Here is an 18,968-nt window from a genome sequence, read left to right on the forward strand (position 1 = left end):
AATCTTATTTTACTGTGGTGCGGCGCTCGCGGATAAGTTTTATCTCGCGGAGCAGATCTTCGAAATGCAGGGCATTGATACCCTCAGATGCCTTCATCTGCTGCTGACAGTAGGTCTCTACCTTCTGCAGGTTCTGCAGCACATAGAGCATGGCGTCTGAGTTGTAGTTGCGTGACATAGCTCCCTTGAGGTCGGCTTCTGAAGGATTGAGCAGACTGTTCAAGTTCTGCACATACGAACGTTGCAACTGGCGACGGGCCTTCTGCTGGAAAGAACTGCTGCTCTTTGGTGCTGTCCATACCTGTGCAAAGAGGTCGTCCAGATACTGATTGACGGCATAGTCGCTGGTGCTGATATTGCTCAGCATCAGGGGTGTCATCAGACGGGTGAGCAGATTCGTCTGCTGTTGCTGTTGGGTGGTACCGGCATCGGCACCGCTCTTAGACAGAATATTTGCGGGATAGAGCCACTCGGGAGCCTCGAAGATATTTCTGCCCAGATACTGCAGAGCCTCGCGCTGACGGGCTGCAGGCACTGGGGAATAAGGCTCCATGCCTGGCATGTTGTTGATATAACGGCCACCGATATTCTTGGCTACATGGTTCATGTAACGGTTGAACTGATCGGTAACGGCCTTATACATCTCTACGAGATCATCATACTGGTCGTTTTCCTCCTTGGTCCATTGAGGCAGGTGCTGCATGACGCGCTTCAGGTTCTTGATACCATATTCAGAGGCCTTGACATTGTTGTCGCTCAGGTCCTCGGTCTGGGCGCGCGGATCCTCATTACGTCCCTCACCACCAAACCAAAGACGTGGGTTACCTTTCAGGATATTCGTTGTCTCGGTCATGAGTTTTTCCTTCTCCTCGTATTCATCCTTGAACTCAGGGCGCCACTGATAACCCCACTTGATAGCCCATTTGTCGTAGTCGTTGATACGAGGAAACAGACCTTTGGAAGAGATGTTGTCCTCGGGCTGTGCCACATAGTTGAAACGGGCATAGTCCATGATGCTGGCTGTATGGCCATTTTTCTCAACCCATGCCTTGTCGCGCAACTTCTCAACGGGTGTAGCAAACGAAGCACCCATGTTGTGACGCAGTCCCAGTGAGTGACCTACCTCATGACTTGAAACGAAACGGATGAGTTCGCCCATCAGCTTGTCGTCGAAATGCATGGTCTGTGCACGCTTGTCTATTGCACCGCACTGCACCATATACCATTTTGTGAGCAGGTTCATGACGTTATGGAACCAGCAGATATGAGCCTCGATAATCTCACCAGAGCGTGGGTCAACAATGCGGGGACCATAGGCGTTCTCTGTCTCTGAGGGCAGATAGCGCAGTACAGAATAACGGGCATCCTCCAGACTCACGTTGGGGTCATCCTCGGGCAGCACCTTGGCTGTGATGGCGTTCTTGAAACCGGCAGCCTCGAATGCTACGTTCCAGTCGTTGATACCCTGAATCAGATAGGGAATCCACTTCTTGGGAGTGGCTGGGTCGATATAATACACAATCTGCTTCTCGGGCTCGGTCAGTTCGCCACGCAGGTATTTCTTCTTGTTCTTGGGCACCAGACGGTAGCGTGAGATAATCGATTCGTGTTCGGTCTTGTGCTGGTCATCACTGAAACGCACGAAGTTATTCACGAAATAACCTACACGGTCGTCCCACAGACGCTTGCGCATAGGCTCCTTGGGCAGAAGCACCATTGACGTGTTGAAAGCCATGGTGATAGTACCTGTCCTTGATGCCTCTGAACGGGCAGGCGAAGAACCGTAGGTGCGGGTGGTGGCTACCTCGATATTGGTTGGGAACACCTTGATGGTATCGATGAAGGTGCGGTCCTTCATCAGGCCACCGACCTTCAAAGTGGTCTTGTCGGTGTTGGAGAAACTCATCAGGTTGTTGTCGCTATTGAAGAGCGATGTAACCTCGATGAGGCTGGCATTTTTCTCTTCATTCTGACCAATAACCTTAAATGACTGCACGATGGGGTCGATGGTGGACTGCTCCAGGGTGCGAGAGATATTATCGCCATTGTCGGCCAGATGTGATAAGACATACTGTCTGATCATTATCTGACTGGTGTCGCGTTTCTCGAAATAGATGGTGGAATGGGTGATTTCCTCTCCGGCAAACTGGCCGAAGTTCTGAGGCACGGCAGTGAAGCGGGTGACACAGAGAATATAGCGTCCCAACATGGAGTCGGGTACCTCGAAATAGTATTTGTCTTCGATATGACGTACGCGGAAAAGACCGTCGGTTACGGTGCCTCCTTTCTTGATAATCTTTTGATACTCAGTCTCTTTTGGTTCTTTCTTTACCTTAGACTTTACGTCTTCCTTTTCGACTTTTGTCGTGTCGGTAACGGTGGTATCCTTCTTAAGTGTGTCAGCCTTTACAGCATAAAACGGCTTGGCTTGAACGGTTGCTGTCAGCATCAATCCTGCTGCAACAGTCAGAAAATGTTTGTAAATCATAGTTATCTGGTTGATTCTTGGTTTTGATGATAAGCCAGGGCTGCACCGATAGCTGTGCAGAACTCGGCGAACTTTGGAATGTGGAAATGTACCTGGTAGAGTTTCTCAAGCATGGGATATACCTCCTTGCACTGAGGCAGCAGCGTGAGGTTACCGATGAGAACAAAGTCCTTGATGCCTGAGTTGAGTGCCGACAGGATGGCAGCAGAGCCAATACTCTGCAGCACCATGACGATGATGCCCAGTGCGATATCTTCCTTCGGTGCGTCGTACTGTGCCTTGGAGAACAGACTGGCTGTGGCATTCATGGGCAGACCGGGCAGCGGGTGGGTGGAGATATCACCGATAAGCAGGTTGATATTATGGATGTCGCCCTGCATGGCCAGACTCTGAATCTGCTTCTGGTCGCGTGTGTTCAGCATCACTCGGCTCAGTCCCTGCAGCGTACCGCCACCGATACCGAGTCCACCGATATGGCGGATATCATCACCGTCGCACTGTACAAAACTGGTTCCTGTGCCCATTGACACAACGATTGCCTTGGAGAGGCCGCTCTCGAAGCGTGCTCCCAGACCATCGGCAATAAACTCGTCAACCTTTTGCGTGGGGATACCGTATACCGGTTCGTCAATATAGGCAGCACCGACACCTGTCAGCATCACCTGTTCTACATCCTTCAATTCTACTTTGTTGTCATGCAGGTATCTTCCGAATGCACCATAGAGCGATGTTACCTGGTCGGCAGCCGTGATGCGAATGGGTGAAACCACACGGCCATTCTTCAATCCTACAATCTTCGTGGTGCTGATGCCCACGTCTATACCTATTATAATACCCATAGTTATAAGAATTTTGCGCAAAGGTACATAATTTAATTAAGAATTAAGAATTAAGAATTAAGAATTTTGTTGTTTCGTAATATTTTAGTACCTTTGCGCTCAGAAACCTTAGAAAATGCATATAGCAGTAGCAGGAAATATTGGAAGCGGAAAGTCAACACTTACTCGTATGCTGGCCCGTCATTACGGATGGGAAGCACGTTTCGAGGCTGTTGACCATAATCCGTATTTGGAAGACTATTATCGTGATATCCATCGTTGGTCGTTCAATCTGGAAGTGTACTTCCTGAAAGAGCGTTTCCGTGATCTCATAGAGATTGAAAAATCAGAGCATACCATTGTTCAGGACCGTTCTATCTTTGAGGGTGTCTATGTGTTCATGCAGAACAACAAGGCCATGGGTAATCTCTCTGATCGCGACTATGAGACTTATATGGAGCTCTTTGAACAGATGATGAGTGTAGTACATTATCCTGATTTGATGATCTATCTCCGGGCGTCTGTCCCTCATCTGGTAGGTAATATCCAGAAGCGCGGACGTGAGTATGAGCAGACCATGAAGCTGGAATATCTGGAGAACCTGAACCGTCGTTACGATGAGTTTATCTATAAGATGTATAAGGGTAAGGTGATGGTCATCGAGAAAGATGAACTGGACTATCAGAATAACCCGAAGGATTTTGCACGTATTGTCGACCGTATCGACAGTACACTGTTTGGACTTTTCCCTGAATAAAAATATTATAACAATATGCATATCGCAATAGCCGGAAACATAGGAAGTGGTAAGACCACTCTGACAAAGATGTTGGCCCACCGTTATGGCTGGACGCCAAGATTTGAACCTGTAGATAATAATCCGTATCTGGAGGATTTCTATGCTGACATGAAACGTTGGTCGTTTAACCTGCAGATATACTTCCTGAATAAGCGTTTTAAGGAGGTGGTGGAGATTGCCAATTCAAAGGAGACCATCATTCAGGACCGCACGATTTTCGAGGATGCATGCATCTTCGCACCCAACCTGCATGGACAGGGTATGATGAGTGACCGCGACTTCCAGAACTATAAGGACTTGTTTGACCTGATGATGTCGCTGGTGAAGTTGCCGGAACTGATGATCTATATCCGTAGCAGTATCCCGACGCTGGTGGCACAGATTCAGAAGCGCGGTCGTGAGTATGAGCAGACCATGCGACTGGATTATCTGGAAGGACTGAGCCGCAGGTATGAGGAATGGATAGCCGACTATAAAGGTCCGCTGATTGTGGTCGACGGTGATCACTGCAAGTTTGGTGATAACCCGGAGGACTTCAAGCAGGTCACGGATATGATAGACGCAAAATTGTTTGGACTTTTCCCAATGGAGTAACGCACAGTTACTCCATTTTTTTGTAATAGGAGGGGGAAGGACTCTTGTCGTTTACTGATTGGAAAAAGGGGAAAAGAAAAATCCCGTTTCAGTCTTTCGACTTACACGGGATTCATAATGAAAGGAGGAGTGGTACCTCCAGGAATCGAACCGGGGACACACGGATTTTCAGTCCGATGCTCTACCAACTGAGCTAAGGCACCATCATGTGTTCACTGCAATCCTTTCGTTTGCGGGTGCAAAGGTACAAATAAAAAAATAATTGACCAAACGTTTGGTCAATTATTTTGCAGTTTTTAAGAATTTTCTCCTCTGTAGAAGCGTTATTGTTGAAAAATTCGCTTCAATTCTTTACTTTTGGTCGTTTAATGGGTTCCAACCTTGGGCCTTGAGTTCGAATTCCTGGTTGTCGCGTGTGACGAGAATATGGCCATATTTCTGGTCGGTGATATGACCAATCATACGCACACCTTCCATGTCCTTTACCTTGTCCAGGTCGCCAATGGGCACAGTGAAGAGCAGTTCGTAGTCCTCACCGCCATTGAGGGCGCAGGTGGTAACATTCATGTTCATCTCCTCAGCCATCACAGCTGTCTGGTAGTCGATGGGGATTTCTTTCTCGAAGATACGGCAGCCCACACCGCTCTGTTTGCATATATGCATCAGTTCTGATGACAGACCATCGCTGATATCCATCATGGCAGTGGGATGAACGCCTGCCTCGCGCAGTTTGTTGATGATATCACCGCGGGCCTCAGTCTGAAGTTGGCGCTGAAGGAGATATTCCTTGCCGGCAAAGTCGGGGTTGAAATGAGCCAGTTCCTCAAGGGCTTTGTTGTCGCCTTTCTTCTTGGCCTCGTTTACCTGCTGATAGTACACGCTCTTCTCGCGCTCCAACAGTTGCAGACCCATATAGGCTGCACCAAGGTCGCCAGAGACACAGATAAGGTCGGTATTCTTTGCACCGTTGCGATAGACGATATCTTCCTTGCGGGCTTCACCGATGCAGGTGATGCTGATGGCTAGTCCGGTATAAGAAGAGGTGGTGTCACCACCCACGATATCGACGTTCCATTTCTCGCAAGCCAATCGGAGACCAGCGTAGAATTCTTCCATATCCTCTACGGTGAAGCGTTTGCTGAGGGCCAGCGATACGGTGATTTGTCGTGGGGTGCCGTTCATGGCAAACACATCACTGATATTCACCATGGCCGACTTATAGCCCAGATGCTTCAGGTCGATATAGGTGAGATCGAAGTGTACGCCCTCCATCAGCAGGTCGGTGGTGACGAGAACCTCGCTATCAGGGTAGTGAAGTACGGCGCAGTCATCGCCCACGCCGTACTTTGTTGATTCATTTTTGTTTTCTAAGTCTTTTGTCAGACGGTCAATAAGACCAAATTCTCCTAATTTTGCTATTTCCATTTCTTTACTTTTTCCAATCCTCTGTTGGGTGATCGGTATTGAACTGTTCCTCCTTGGTGTGCTCCAGTTTCTCAGAACGTACAATCATCTCACGCATAATCTCTGTCATGATAGGCTGGGCCTTGTCGGCAGCCTCCTGAACCTCCTCATGGGAAACCTCAACGGGGATGTCGAAGCCACCCAGGTCGGTGACAACAGAAATACCAAAGGTGCGGATGCCGCAGTGGTGAGCCACGATAACCTCAGGAACGGTGCTCATACCTACGGTGTCGCCACCCAGGATGCGGTACATCTTATACTCTGCTGGAGTTTCGAAGGTAGGACCCTGGACGCCCATGTAGACACCATACTGCAGACGAATCTTCTTCTCGCGTGCAATCTGGCTGGCCAGTTTGATAAGCGACTGGTCGTAGGTCTCGTGCATATCCGGGAAACGGGGACCGGTAGGGAAGTTCTTTCCGCGCAGAGGATGCTCGGGGAAGAAATTGATATGGTCGGTAATCACCATCAGGTCGCCAATCTTGAAACCGGGGTTCATGCCACCAGCAGCATTAGAGACAAAGAGCGTCTTGATGCCCAGTTCGTACATCACACGGACAGGGAATGTTACCTCTTTCATCGAGTATCCCTCGTAGAAATGGAAACGCCCTTTCATCGCCATGATATCCACGCCGCCAAGCTTGCCAAAAATCAGTTTGCCGCTATGGCCTTCTACCGTAGAAATGGGAAAGTTGGGTATTTCACTATAGGGTATCTCAAGTGCGTCAGTTATTTCTGAAGCTAATTGTCCGAGGCCTGTCCCCAGAATGATTGCCGTCTTTGGGCTTGTTGTCATCCTTTCTTTTAACCAGGATGCTGTTTCTAGAATTTTTTCGTACATAGCCTATAATATTATCGTTAAACTTCTCTTCCTGATTGAGCATGAACTTGATGCGTACAGGAAGTATGTATATATTTTCTTTGATTTCTTCGCAGAGTCCCTTTAACCCAATGATGCGGGCCGCGTCTTTCTCGGTTGTGATGATGCATTTGGGTGAGAGGAGTTTGGCAAACTCACTGCTGATCTGTTCGATATCCTTCTGACTGAAGGCGTGATGGTCAGGGAAACTGAGCATCGATAACTTTGATACTACCGGTGTGAGGTCTTCCTTCATCTGACGGGGAGAGGCGATACCTGTAAGAAGAAGTGCGTTGTGGTCTTTGAGCTTGTCAAGATTCACCGTCGGTGCTTCTTTCTTGAATAGCGGTGTCAGTTCTCCATATTCCAGTGTGGTGAAGAATATCTGCTGGTAGGGATAGAGATCCATGGCTTTGGTAATCACACGATACTCCATAGGTTTTAAGTCCTTCGGACATTTCGTGATAATCACCATGTCGGCACGGTTCTTTCCTGTGAGCGGCTCGCGCAGACGACCGGCAGGCAACAGTGTGTCATAGATAATCAGTCGGTGATAGTCCACCAGCAGGATGTTGATGCCCGGTTTCACGTAACGATGCTGGAATGCATCATCGAGCAGGATGACATCGATATCCTGATACTTCTGGTTCAGGGCCTCGATGCCGTGGACACGGTTTTTGTCGACGGCAACGATGACCTTCGGGAATTTCTGCTTCATCTGGAAGGGCTCATCACCAATGGTACGGGCAGTGCTCGACTCGTTGGCAATCTGGAAACCATGCGACTTCCGCTTGTAGCCTCTGCTTAATACCGCCACGCGGGAATGGTCTTGGAGTAACCTGATCAAATATTCCACGTGTGGTGTCTTGCCTGTACCTCCCACGGTGATATTACCTACGGAGATGACAGGTATGGAGAATGACCTGCTCTTCAGAAAACCTGTCTCAAACAAGGTGTTCCTGAATCGCACGCCCAGACCGTAGAACCAACTCAGTGGCTGCAGCCAGCGGTTTATTTTGATGAAGTCGCCTTCCAAATCCTTTCTTATTTAATAGTTGTAGCAAAGGGGAATCTTGCCTGCAGACGATTACGCTGACAATCCTTGCGCAGTTCGATGACAGGCTCGTAGAGCTCGCCCAGCGTCTCTTTCAACTGCTGATCCAGGTAGGTGCCTTTTGAATCGTCGGTAGCTGCCAGCAACTGATCGAACCAGTTGGCCTTTCCGGGGTAGGGAGCCGTGTAGTATTCACTGCAATCTGCCAGTTCGGCAGCCTTCTTTACTGCATCGTTCAGTGAACCAATCTTGTCTACCAACTTGATAGGCAGGGCGTCGGTGGCCAACCATACGCGACCCTGTGCAATCTCGTGTACCTGATCTTTGGTCATTCCACGGCCCTCTGCTACGATGCTGAGGAAGGTGTCGTAACCACGGTCCACGTAGGTCTGGAGGAATCTGAGTTCCTCTTCGTTGTCCTTTCCGAAGACGAGATTGGTTTCGTAGTCGGTGTGCTTGTTGGTCTGCACACCATCCCATGTCACACCCAATTTCTCCGTAACAAGTTCGCTGGCATTGGGAATCAGACCGAAGATACCAATAGAACCGGTAACGGTGGTGGGTTCAGCTATGATATAATTAGCGGGAGCACTGATCATATAACCACCAGATGCTGCATAGCCGCCCATGGAAACAACAATAGGCTTCTTCTCCTTCAGCAACTTGATGGCGTGCCAAATCTGTTCAGAGGCAATGGCACTGCCGCCAGGAGAATTGACGCGCATCACCACGGCTTTGATGTCGTCATCATCAGCCAGCTTCTTCAGGTCTTCTACTACCTCGCTGCCCACGATGGCATGTTCAGAAGCAAAACCGCTCAGTGGCTGGTCCACAATCTCGCCATAAGCATAATAGATGGCAATCTTGCCACCGTCTTCCTTCTCATCCTCAGGCACATTGAGCATTTCGCTCATCGTCACCTGGTTGATATCGTCGTCCTCGTCGAGTCCTAACTTATCCTTGATGATATTCTTGATGGCATCAGGATACATGGCACCGTCAATCAGTTTCGCGGTCTTGTAATCATTGATATTAGCGAATACCATGATGCTGTCGTCGGCCACCTTGTTCAACTGCTCTGCCGTAACCTTACGACTTGCAGCCATCTGCTTCAGCCAATGCTGCCAGATGCCCTGATACATGGCCAAGCGCTGTTCGCGGTCATTGTCACTCATGTCCTTGCGGGTAACGCTCTCAACGGCGCTCTTGTATTTACCCACACGGGTGCACTGGTATTTCACGCCTACTTTCTCATAGAGTCCGGTCATGTAGTAGCCTTTGCCACCCATACCCTTGAAATCAATCATGCCGGTCTTGTTAATAAACAGACTGTCGGCAACAGAGGCTACGTAGTAGCTGGCCTGAAGATACTGGTCGGCATAGGCGATTATCCATTTGCCACTCTTCTTGAAATCCTCCAGGGCATCGCGCACCTGCTGGGCTGTGGCGGGAGAGTCGAAAACGGTGGCGCCGCCCTCAATATATATACCCTTGATGTCTTCGTTATTCTTGGCCTTCTTGATGGCAGCGACAATGTCGTCCAACCCCATGTCTGACATGTCGGCAGTACCAAGCAGTGCATCAAAGGGCGTACCTTCTTCCGTACGCTCATTGACCGTTCCGTTCAGTTTGAATACCAATACGGAATTTTCTTTAATCTCTGTGGTGGCGTTTCCGCTGGCCACGATGCCGGCAAATGAAATCATCATGATGATTCCAGCCACGATACCAAGTGCGATGATGCCGCAGACGGTAGCCAATGCATACTTGAAGAACTCTTTCATTTTCTTTTTCTTTGGTCTTTTGGTTTAAGTATATTCCGTGCAAAGTTACGATATTTTTTTTAATCTTCAACAAAAAATCCATAAAATGTATGATTTTATATTTTTTATGCGTAACTTTGCAGCACGAAACTAATCATAAAACTAAATTAAAAGGATGAAACAAAGATTGATAATTGGCCTGGTGTTACTGTTGCTTTGCACGATGGCGATGGGTAAGAAGAAAGTGGTGAAGCAGGATTTGTGGCCTGATGGAACACCTATTTCTGCGTGGTTTAGTGATACTTCGAGGGTAGATGTTAACAAGTTGGGCAAGCGCTATGTGGTGACCGACTATGGCGTGAAGAATTGCTCTGAACAGGTACAGACAGAAAAGATACAGGCCGTCATTGACCGTTGTGCCAACGAGGGTGGTGGCGTTATTGTCATTCCTCGTGGCTTCGTGGTGAGTGGTTCGCTGTTTTTCAAGCAAGGCACACACCTGTTGATAGAAGAGCATGGCGAACTGCGAGGCAGTGACCGTATTCGTGACTATAAGATTCTGAAGACCCGTCTGGAGGGACAGACACTCGACTATTTCGCTGCATTGGTGAATGCCGATGGCGTGGATGGATTTACCATTACCGGACCTGGTACCATCAATGGCAACGGACAGGCTTTCTGGGAGGAGTTCTGGATTCGCCGCAAGATCAACAGGAACTGCACGAACCTGGAGGCTATGCGTCCCCGTAATGTGTATATTTCTAACAGTAAGAATGTTACGGTGCAGGATGCGCGTATCATTAACTCGGCTTTCTGGACCAATCACCTCTATAAGTGTGAGAATGTGCGCTACCTAGGCTGCTATATCTATGCACCTACTGATAATGTGACACCCGTAGATCCTAAGCGTGGTGCCCCCTCGAGTGATGCCATCGACCTGGATGTCTGCAAGAATGTGCTTGTCAGTGGCTGCTATATGAGCGTCTGTGATGATGCTGTTGTACTGAAAGGTGGTAAGGGTACCTGGGCTGACACCATGCCGGATAATGGTCCCTGCTCAAATATCATGGTGACCGACTGTACTTACGGAAAGGTGCATGGCTGTATGACACTGGGGTCTGAGAGCTTGCATGACAGGAATGTCATCCTGCGTCGTTGTAAGGTGCATGAGGCCAATCGCGTGATTTGGTTAAAAATGCGTCCTGACACACCACAGCATTATGAGTATGTCACAGTGGAAGATATGACAGGCGATTGTACTTCTTTCTTGGTGGTACGTCCCTGGACACAGTTCTTCAAACCTGAGGAGCGTAAGGATATGCCTCTGTCACAGTGTAATAATATTACTATCCGCAATATCCAGATGGACTGTAAGAACTTCTTCGATGTAGGCAAGAGTGAGAAATACCGCTTGTTGGACTTCACTTTTGAGAATGTCAATGTGAAGGATCAGAAGAAAGCTTTCAATGCTTCTCTGATAGAGAACTGCAAGGTGAAGAATGTGGTGATTAACGGTGAGAAAAAAGACTAATACCTTATATTATATATAAAGGTGACTTTGAGGGCGTGCCAAATTGTCAGTAAGGACAGTTTGGCACGCTTTTCGCAATGCCAAAGGCAGACGAATTTATTTACAACTTAAAAATACTTAGAATTATGAACATCAAACCATTAGCAGACCGCGTGTTGGTAGTTCCTGCACCGGCTGAAGAGAAAATCGGTGGAATCATTATTCCAGATACAGCAAAAGAGAAACCCCTTCGTGGTGTTATCAAGGCCGTTGGTAAGGGTACCAAGGATGAGGAGATGATCCTCAAGGCTGGTGATGAAGTGCTTTATGGCAAATACAGCGGCACTGAGATTGAACTCGAGGGTGAGAAGTTCCTGATGATGCGTCAGAGCGACGTACTTGCTATCATCGAGAAATAATGTGGCGTTATAACGATATAACGTTTTCACGTAATAATAAATAATTAAGAAAAGAATCATGGCAAAAGAGATTAAATTCAATATTGACGCCCGTGACGCAATGAAGAAGGGTGTTGACCAGTTGGCAAACGCAGTTAAGGTGACTCTTGGTCCTAAGGGTCGTAACGTAGTTATCGAGAAGAAGTTCGGTGCTCCCCAGATTACCAAGGACGGTGTGTCTGTTGCTAAGGAGATTGAACTCGAGGACCACTTCGAGAACACAGGTGCACAGCTCGTAAAGAGTGTTGCTTCTAAGACAGGTGATGATGCTGGTGATGGTACAACAACAGCTACTATCCTGGCTCAGGCTATCGTGTCAGAGGGTCTGAAGAATGTTACTGCCGGTGCTAACCCCATGGACCTGAAGCGTGGTATCGATAAGGCTGTGAAGGCTGTTACCGAGTTCATCGCTAAGAATGCTGAGCAGGTTGGTGACAACTACGATAAGATTGAGCAGGTAGCTACCGTATCTGCTAACAATGATAAGGAGATTGGTGAACTGCTGGCTGAGGCTATGCGTAAGGTTTCAAAGGACGGTGTTATCACCATCGAGGAGAGCAAGAGCCGCGATACACATATCGGTGTTGTTGAGGGTATGCAGTTCGACCGTGGTTATCTGTCAGCTTACTTCGTTACAGATAGTGAGAAGATGGAGTGTGCTATGGAGAACCCCTACATCCTTATCTATGATAAGAAGATTTCTAATATCAAGGAGTTCCTGCCCATCCTGCAGCCTGCTGCCGAGAGCGGTCGTCCTTTGCTGATTATCGCTGAGGATGTTGACTCTGAAGCTCTGACCACACTGGTTGTAAACCGTCTGCGTGGTGGTCTGAAGATTTGTGCAGTGAAGGCGCCTGGCTTCGGTGACCGTCGTAAGGCCATGCTCGAGGATATCGCTGTACTGACAGGTGGTACCGTTATCAGCGAGGAGAAGGGTCTGAAGCTGGAGCAGGCTACCCTCGAGATGCTGGGTACTTGTGAGAAACTTACCGTTACAAAGGATAACACGACTATCGTGAATGGTGCTGGCGACTCTCAGGCCATCAAGGACCGTGTGAACCAGATTAAGGCTGAGATTGAGAATACAACCTCTTCTTACGACAAGGAGAAACTGCAGGAACGTCTGGCTAAGTTGTCAGGTGGTGTTGCTGTGCTTTATGTTGGTGCTAACAGCGAGGTAGAGATGAAGGAGAAGAAGGATCGTGTTGACGATGCTCTCTGCGCTACCCGTGCTGCTATTGAGGAAGGTGTTGTTGCAGGTGGTGGTACTACCTACATCCGTGCACTTGATGCACTGGCTGACTTGAAGGGCGACAATGCTGATGAGCAGACTGGTATCAATATCATCAAGCGTGCTATCGAGGAGCCTCTGCGCCAGATTGTCACCAACGCCGGTGGCGAGGGTGCCGTTGTTGTACAGAAGGTGCGCGAGGGTAAGGGTGACTTCGGTTACAATGCCCGTCTTGACAAATATGAGGATATGCGTGCTGCTGGTGTGATTGATCCTGCTAAAGTGTCACGTGTGGCTTTGGAGAACGCTGCAAGTATCGCAGGTATGTTCCTCACCACCGAGTGCCTCATCTGCGACAAACCCGAGAAGGAGCCTGCAATGCCTATGGGTGGCGCATCAGGCATGGGTGGCATGATGTAAGCCAAATTGACAACTCTATATAACAAAAGAGAATGAGATGTATTCTGTACGTCTCATTTTCTTTGATTTATGTCAAGAGACTATAATTTTTGATATAAAAACGTTTGGACAGATAAAAATTAATGTATAACTTTGCAAACAGAAAAAAGATATTTTTTGATTTGTTTTAGTAGATTAGTTTTTAAGTAGTTTGTTTTTGAAGCCGGTTGTCGTGAGACAGTCGGCTTTTATTTTGTTGTTTCTTTGGTAATCTCATAAAAAAGCACTACCTTTGCCCCTGTTATGAATTGGAAGTTTATTATTAGTTGGGCTGTCAAGTTTGCACTGGCTACAGTGGTATATAACTTCGCTGCCAAATTGACCAATAGTTTATGGTGGGCCTTTGTGATGGCTCTGGGTTTTCTGATTATCATTGCGATATTGGAAAGCTATGTGATTGACTGGATTGAGAAATGGAAGGAAAAGCGCCAATGAAGCATTTCGTATTGACTTTGTCGTTAATCCTTACTGGCTTTTTATCTGCGGAAGCACAGATAGCAGGTGCATTGCAGTCGTATAATGACGGCAAGCAGGATGAGGCACGTGTTCAGCAATATTTCCCAGAGGGCGATGCTATTGTTTGTGTGAATGGTAAGAATCGATTTACACGTGCCCTCTATGGCAGTTATTCAGACTGGCGAGTGGAGACATCCGACCGGCCGGTGTTTGCTGTGGTCAAGAAAAATCACCATCGCCATATTCGTTTTGAGGTGAATGGCGTTGCGCTCGACTCTACAGACTATTGTAAGGCGAGTTATGTGAACGGCATGCGTATCTACCGCTTGCAGGATAATCGATGGGGGAAGGATGCCTATTTGAAACTGACAGTCGTGGCGATGCCTGATAGGGAAGGGGCTGTATGGCTGTTTGATGATCAGCATTTCGATAAGGAAGCCGTCTATACTGCTGAGGTATGCGATATTGCCAATCCGAAACTCAGTCGTAATGGTGACATCGGTGCTGATAAGCCAGGCTGTTTCGAGGCTTCGTCAAAAAAAAGGAATATTTCAGGATGCAAGTGGAACGGAGGGCGCGAGACTTATTTCGTGATTGACTCTATCAACCAGATAACACCAGTCAGCGACGAGCGGGGACGACAGTTGTTCATGAAAGCTGTGATGCATAACGGTGCGTTACAAAGCAGAATCGAGTTCAATACACCAGACCCTTATATTAATACACTGGGAAGTGCCCTGACCTTTGCTGCCGATGGCGATTGGGACGGACAGACCTGGTTGCATGGCTGTATAGGCTGGCGCATGCCTCTGGCCGGTTGGCGTGCTGCCTATGTGGGTGATGTTCTGGGATGGAATGAGCGTCAGTTGAGCCATTTCAATGCCTATGCCAAGAGTCAGGTGACCAATGTAGAACCCACTATTCCTCATCCCTCGCAGGATGCCAAGATGAATATGGCGCGTGCTGAGAAGAAATGGGGCACCCAGATGTATTCGAATGGCTATATCTGTCGTAATCCTGAGCGCAATAATCAGATGCACCATTACGACATGAACCTCAACTATATGGATGAGTTGCTCTGGCATTTCCAGTATGATGCCGATACGGCCTATATGCGACAGATGTGGCCTGTTATCAAAAGACATCTGGCGTGGGAGAAACGCAACTACGACCCCGATGGTGATCACCTCTATGATGCCTATTGCTGTATCTGGGCCAGTGATGCTTTATATTATAGTGGTGGTGCTGTGACTCATGCTTCGGCATATAACTATCGTGGTAATCTTCTTGCCGCACGTATCGCAGAGATCATTGGTGAGGATGGAAAACCCTATCAGCAAGAGGCTGAGGCTATCCTCAAGGCAATGAATGAAAGATTATGGCTAACGGATAAAGGTGTGTGGGCTGAGTATCAGGATGTTATGGGATTGATGCGTAAGCATGAATCGCCTGCCGTGTGGAGCGTCTATACTCCTATCGACTGTGGGGCCTGTACGCCAAGTCAGGCATACAAGGCCGTGAGGTGGGTGAAGTCGAATATACCGCATTTCAAGGTGGAGGATACCAACTATAAGACCATTGCCACGTCCAACTGGATGCCTTATTCCTGGAGTATCAATAATGTAGCTACGGCAGAGACGATGCATACGGCGCTGGCCTGTTTTGAGGCTGGCGATGCTATACAGGGCTACGACCTGCTGATGGGCAGCGTGATGGATAATATGTTTTATGGACAGTCGCCTGCCAACTTCGGACAACTTTCTCATTATGATGCTGCCCGTGGAGAGTGTTATCGTGACTTTGGCGACTGTATCGGCATCAGCAGCCGTACGCTTATTCAGGGACTCTTTGGCATCATCCCTCAAGCGCTCTATGGCCAGTGCATCATCCGTCCAGGCTTCCCCAGTTCATGGGATCGCGTTGAAGTAAAAACACCATATCTGTCGTATAAGTTTACACGCAAGGATGGGGTAGAGCGTTATGAGGTGACACAGAATTTCCGTCAGCCCCTGAAGATTGTGATTCGTCAGAATACAGGAAAGGGCAACTATCGTGAAATAGAGGGTACCTCAGAACGTTATCAGGTAATAGAGGTGAGGAAAGCTGATTATGTGATGAGTCTCTCGCATCCTATCGTGAAAGGCAAGCGCAGCTATGGACTTGAAGAGCCAGACCTTTCCAAGCCGTTTAAGATGCAGAATATCTCTGACTATTTTAATAGTGAGGTGGACGATATTTTCAAGAATCGGTATCTGTCGCCTCGACCTCAGACCACGACCCTTCAGATTCCTGTGCAGGGGGTGGGAGAGTGGTGTCACCCGCAATATACGCCTGTGATTAATGACTCCGTATTCCGCACGCTGATTCAGAAGAATACGTTCACAGTGGCTGGTGTGCCTTTCCGTACACCCAAGGAGGGACGGAATATCGTTTATACCTCGCTCTGGGATAACTATCCAGACAGCATCGTGGTACCCCTGAAAGGCAAGGCCTCCTCGGCTTATCTGTTGATGGCAGGCAGTACGAACCACATGCAGAGTCGCATCGATAATGCCCTGGTTATTGCCACTTACGAGGATAATACCTGTGATACGCTGTTTCTGCGTAATCCTGATAACTGGTGTCCTATAGAGCAGGACTATTATGTTGACGGCAAAGCTTTCTATAGTGCCAATCCTCGTCCGTATCGTGTTTGTCTGGGTACGGGTACGGTGAGTCGCGACTTAGGCAATGCACTGGATATCAAAGGCGTCTATGGACGGGAGATTCCTGGTGGAGCCGCTCAGATGTTGCGCATGCCTCTGAATAAAAAGAAACGCTTGCGTAGCCTTACCCTGCGGGTACTGTCAAACGATATTGTTGCAGGACTGATGGGTATCACGCTGCAATAAAAAATCCGTAGGCTTCGGACTCGCAGTACGTTAGGGACGTACGCACAGTCCGAAGCCTGCGGACTAAATAGAACTCTATGTATTAGCTCAAGCGGAAGGTAACGGGAAGAGTGAACTTCACACGTACGGGCTCACCTTTTTGTTTACCAGGCTTCCATTTCGGCATGGCGTTGACAACGCGGATGGCTTCTGCATCCAGATATTCGTTAACACTCTTTACAATTTCAACTTCGCTAATGCTGCCGTCTTTCTCAATGATGTACCTTACGACTACGCGACCTTGGAGACCCTTTTCTTCGGCTTCCTTAGGATATTTTACGTTTTCCGATATGAATTTCATGAGTGCTTCCTTTCCTCCGGGGAATGATGGCATCTGTTCTACCACATCAAATGGTTTGTCATCGGGCTCGGTCTGTGCTTCTGTCTTTACGACAACGTCCAGCAGTACGGGTTTCTTGGTCTTTATTTCTATGACGCCGTTTTTACCTTCAGCTCCGTAGATCTCGGTGGCAGCTTTCCCCTTCAGCACGTTGATGTGGTCGATTCTCTTTTCATCCAGAGCATCCATTTCGGCTTTGGTTGAGCGCTTTCCGTCAATCATAATGAGTGGTTCTTTTGTCTTCCCAGAAGCATTTTTTTCCGTTTTTTTCACTTGTATGGTCTTGTTGCCCATCTTTATCTGAGCGTTGGCCTTACCTTTCTTGATCACCTTCTTGGGAGGCGTCTGCGTCTTTTCCGTGTACACATAGTCGTTGACGGTTTCTGCCTGCATAGCGAGTGCAATACCAACGATGGGGACTAATGCGAGCAGCTTCAGTAAGCTGGCACGACTTGAATTCTTATGTAGCATCATATTTATGCGGTTTTTAAGGGTACTGTGACTGATACCGTTGGCTACTGAGTACCCGCAGTGGCTCACGGCTTTTTGGATAAGCAGATACTGATACTGGCGCATATTGATGCCTTGAGAGAGTACCGCTGCATCGGCTTCGTACTCATGGATGGCGCGCAGATCCTGGCGCAGCATCCACATAGCGGGATTGAACCATTGCAAGGCGGTGAGGGTATCAACGAGGAGCAGGTCGAGTGAGTGGCGTCGACGGATATGTCCCCGTTCATGGGCGAGAATAGAGGCATCTTGGGCCTCGTAGTCGCTTTGGGAGAGTACGATGTAGTGCATCCAACTGAAAGGCGATACGTCAAAGGAGGTTACGCAGATGACGGTGCCGTCGGGCTGTGGATGCTGTTGACTGTGGCTGATGAGTAACCATACGCGGAGCACGTTGGAGAGCGTGTATCCTAAGGTGGCAACCATACCGATGAAGAAGGCGATGACAGCTGCTGTCTGCCAGAATGGCTGTTGCTCAGCTTCCTCAATCATCATGGTCATTCCCTCGAAATCCACATGTGTCTCTGTCAGTTCTATAACTACCGTCTTGTGCAGCGTGATGACGCACAGAGGCAGTATGAACGATGCCACGGCGGTTGTCAGCAACACGATGCGGTTGACGCAGTGGAATGTCTCGCGGCTCAGCAGCAGGCGGTAGAACATATAGAATACCGCTAATAGTGCTGCCACCTTCAGGTCGTATGTCAGAAACTCCATCATCCTTGCTCTATTTTCTCGATTAGTTCTTTCAGTTCGTCCACAGAGATTTTCTCTTCCTTCACGAAGGCAGAGACGGCGCTCAGGTAGGAATCATTAAAGTAGTCTTTGATGATGCCTGTCAGACTGGAACGTCCGTATTCCTTCTCCGTAATGGTAGGGAAATATTGATAGGAGGTGCCATACTGCTTGTGATCCAGAAAACCTTTCTTCTCCAGGATGCGTACAGTAGTTGACAGTGTATTGAAATGAGGACGTGGCTCGTCATAGTACTCCAGCAGTTCCTTGACGAACATCGGACCATGCTGCCAGTACAGTTCCATGATTTCCCGTTCTTTTGTGGTCAGTCTTCTCATTGTTTTTGGTTTTAAAGTTCCATTTTTTCTTAGCGCTTCTGATGCGCCAGTATCTGTATCCGTTGGCAAAGTAACTAAAAAATATAGTTTGATGTAACTAAAGGCTTTAGTTTTTAATGTTTATTAAGTAGAAAGTGGCTCATTTTTTAGTTGTTCACACAA

Annotated in this window: 15 protein-coding genes and 1 tRNA gene; 7 read left to right on the plus strand and 9 right to left on the minus strand. The window is 48.1% G+C overall.

What is annotated here, in order from left to right; translation table 11 throughout:
* Positions 1 to 4: 4 nt before the first annotated feature.
* Together L6468_RS04680 and coaW are read right to left on the minus strand one after the other, a co-directional pair.
* Entirely contained in the window at positions 5 to 2,449 is a 2,445-nt protein-coding gene (locus L6468_RS04680; RefSeq protein WP_237796646.1) for a zinc-dependent metalloprotease, read from the minus strand.
* 41 nt (positions 2,450 to 2,490) lie between these two features.
* Positions 2,491 to 3,327, minus strand: coding sequence for a type II pantothenate kinase (gene coaW / locus L6468_RS04685; protein ID WP_091815414.1), 837 nt, complete (start codon positions 3,325 to 3,327; stop codon positions 2,491 to 2,493).
* A 115-nt stretch (positions 3,328 to 3,442) separates the two neighbouring features.
* On the opposite strand from coaW, the gene L6468_RS04690 reads away from it, so the two are divergent.
* Positions 3,443 to 4,063: a deoxynucleoside kinase gene (locus L6468_RS04690; protein ID WP_091815417.1), complete on the plus strand. Its 621-nt coding sequence runs from the start codon at positions 3,443 to 3,445 to the stop codon at positions 4,061 to 4,063.
* Between the two features lie 15 nt (positions 4,064 to 4,078).
* Positions 4,079 to 4,699 carry a deoxynucleoside kinase gene (locus L6468_RS04695; protein ID WP_091815419.1) on the plus strand — a complete coding sequence of 207 codons (621 nt, stop codon included), beginning with the start codon at positions 4,079 to 4,081 and terminating at the stop codon, positions 4,697 to 4,699.
* Between the two features lie 130 nt (positions 4,700 to 4,829).
* On the opposite strand, the gene L6468_RS04700 is transcribed toward L6468_RS04695, so the two are convergent.
* The 5 genes from L6468_RS04700 to sppA all read right to left on the minus strand — a co-directional run bounded on the left by L6468_RS04700 (position 4,830) and on the right by sppA (position 9,860).
* A tRNA-Phe gene (locus L6468_RS04700) sits at positions 4,830 to 4,902 on the minus strand.
* A gap of 148 nt (positions 4,903 to 5,050) precedes the next feature.
* Complete coding sequence (gene thiL, locus L6468_RS04705) at positions 5,051 to 6,124, minus strand: thiamine-phosphate kinase (RefSeq protein ID WP_091853016.1); 1,074 nt, start codon at positions 6,122 to 6,124, stop codon at positions 5,051 to 5,053.
* 4 nt (positions 6,125 to 6,128) lie between these two features.
* A complete protein-coding gene (locus L6468_RS04710; protein ID WP_091815425.1) occupies positions 6,129 to 7,004 on the minus strand; it encodes a purine-nucleoside phosphorylase in 876 nt (291 codons plus the stop codon).
* Positions 6,889 to 8,058 carry a tetraacyldisaccharide 4'-kinase gene (gene lpxK, locus L6468_RS04715; protein WP_237795801.1) on the minus strand — a complete coding sequence of 390 codons (1,170 nt, stop codon included), beginning with the start codon at positions 8,056 to 8,058 and terminating at the stop codon, positions 6,889 to 6,891. The genes L6468_RS04710 and lpxK overlap by 116 nt, the downstream gene beginning before the upstream one ends.
* Before the next feature lie 8 nt (positions 8,059 to 8,066).
* The gene (gene sppA, locus L6468_RS04720) at positions 8,067 to 9,860 is read right to left on the minus strand and encodes a signal peptide peptidase SppA (RefSeq protein ID WP_091853024.1); all 1,794 of its coding nucleotides are present in this window, start codon (positions 9,858 to 9,860) and stop codon (positions 8,067 to 8,069) included.
* Positions 9,861 to 10,014: 154 nt separating this feature from the next.
* Here sppA and L6468_RS04725 point away from each other — a divergent pair, with 154 nt between their 5' ends.
* The 5 genes from L6468_RS04725 to L6468_RS04745 all read left to right on the plus strand — a co-directional run bounded on the left by L6468_RS04725 (position 10,015) and on the right by L6468_RS04745 (position 16,844).
* Positions 10,015 to 11,370: a rhamnogalacturonidase gene (locus L6468_RS04725; RefSeq protein WP_237795803.1), complete on the plus strand. Its 1,356-nt coding sequence runs from the start codon at positions 10,015 to 10,017 to the stop codon at positions 11,368 to 11,370.
* Positions 11,371 to 11,495: 125 nt separating this feature from the next.
* A complete protein-coding gene (locus L6468_RS04730; protein WP_091815438.1) occupies positions 11,496 to 11,768 on the plus strand; it encodes a co-chaperone GroES in 273 nt (90 codons plus the stop codon).
* A 58-nt stretch (positions 11,769 to 11,826) separates the two neighbouring features.
* Complete coding sequence (gene groL, locus L6468_RS04735) at positions 11,827 to 13,458, plus strand: chaperonin GroEL (RefSeq protein ID WP_237795805.1); 1,632 nt, start codon at positions 11,827 to 11,829, stop codon at positions 13,456 to 13,458.
* Between the two features lie 282 nt (positions 13,459 to 13,740).
* Entirely contained in the window at positions 13,741 to 13,932 is a 192-nt protein-coding gene (locus L6468_RS04740) for a hypothetical protein (RefSeq protein WP_237795807.1), read from the plus strand.
* Positions 13,929 to 16,844, plus strand: a complete 2,916-nt coding sequence (locus L6468_RS04745; RefSeq protein WP_237795809.1) for a DUF4450 domain-containing protein — start codon at positions 13,929 to 13,931, stop codon at positions 16,842 to 16,844. The genes L6468_RS04740 and L6468_RS04745 overlap by 4 nt, the downstream gene beginning before the upstream one ends.
* Before the next feature lie 82 nt (positions 16,845 to 16,926).
* Here L6468_RS04745 and L6468_RS04750 read toward each other — a convergent pair whose 3' ends face one another.
* Positions 16,927 to 18,453: a M56 family metallopeptidase gene (locus tag L6468_RS04750; RefSeq protein WP_237795811.1), complete on the minus strand. Its 1,527-nt coding sequence runs from the start codon at positions 18,451 to 18,453 to the stop codon at positions 16,927 to 16,929.
* Positions 18,450 to 18,806 carry a BlaI/MecI/CopY family transcriptional regulator gene (locus tag L6468_RS04755; protein ID WP_091815451.1) on the minus strand — a complete coding sequence of 119 codons (357 nt, stop codon included), beginning with the start codon at positions 18,804 to 18,806 and terminating at the stop codon, positions 18,450 to 18,452. Before L6468_RS04755 ends, L6468_RS04750 begins: the two co-directional genes overlap by 4 nt.
* Between the last annotated feature and the right edge of the window lie 162 nt (positions 18,807 to 18,968).

It is taken from the genome of Prevotella communis (assembly GCF_022024115.1).
GTDB classification, from domain to species: Bacteria; Bacteroidota; Bacteroidia; order Bacteroidales; family Bacteroidaceae; genus Prevotella; species Prevotella communis.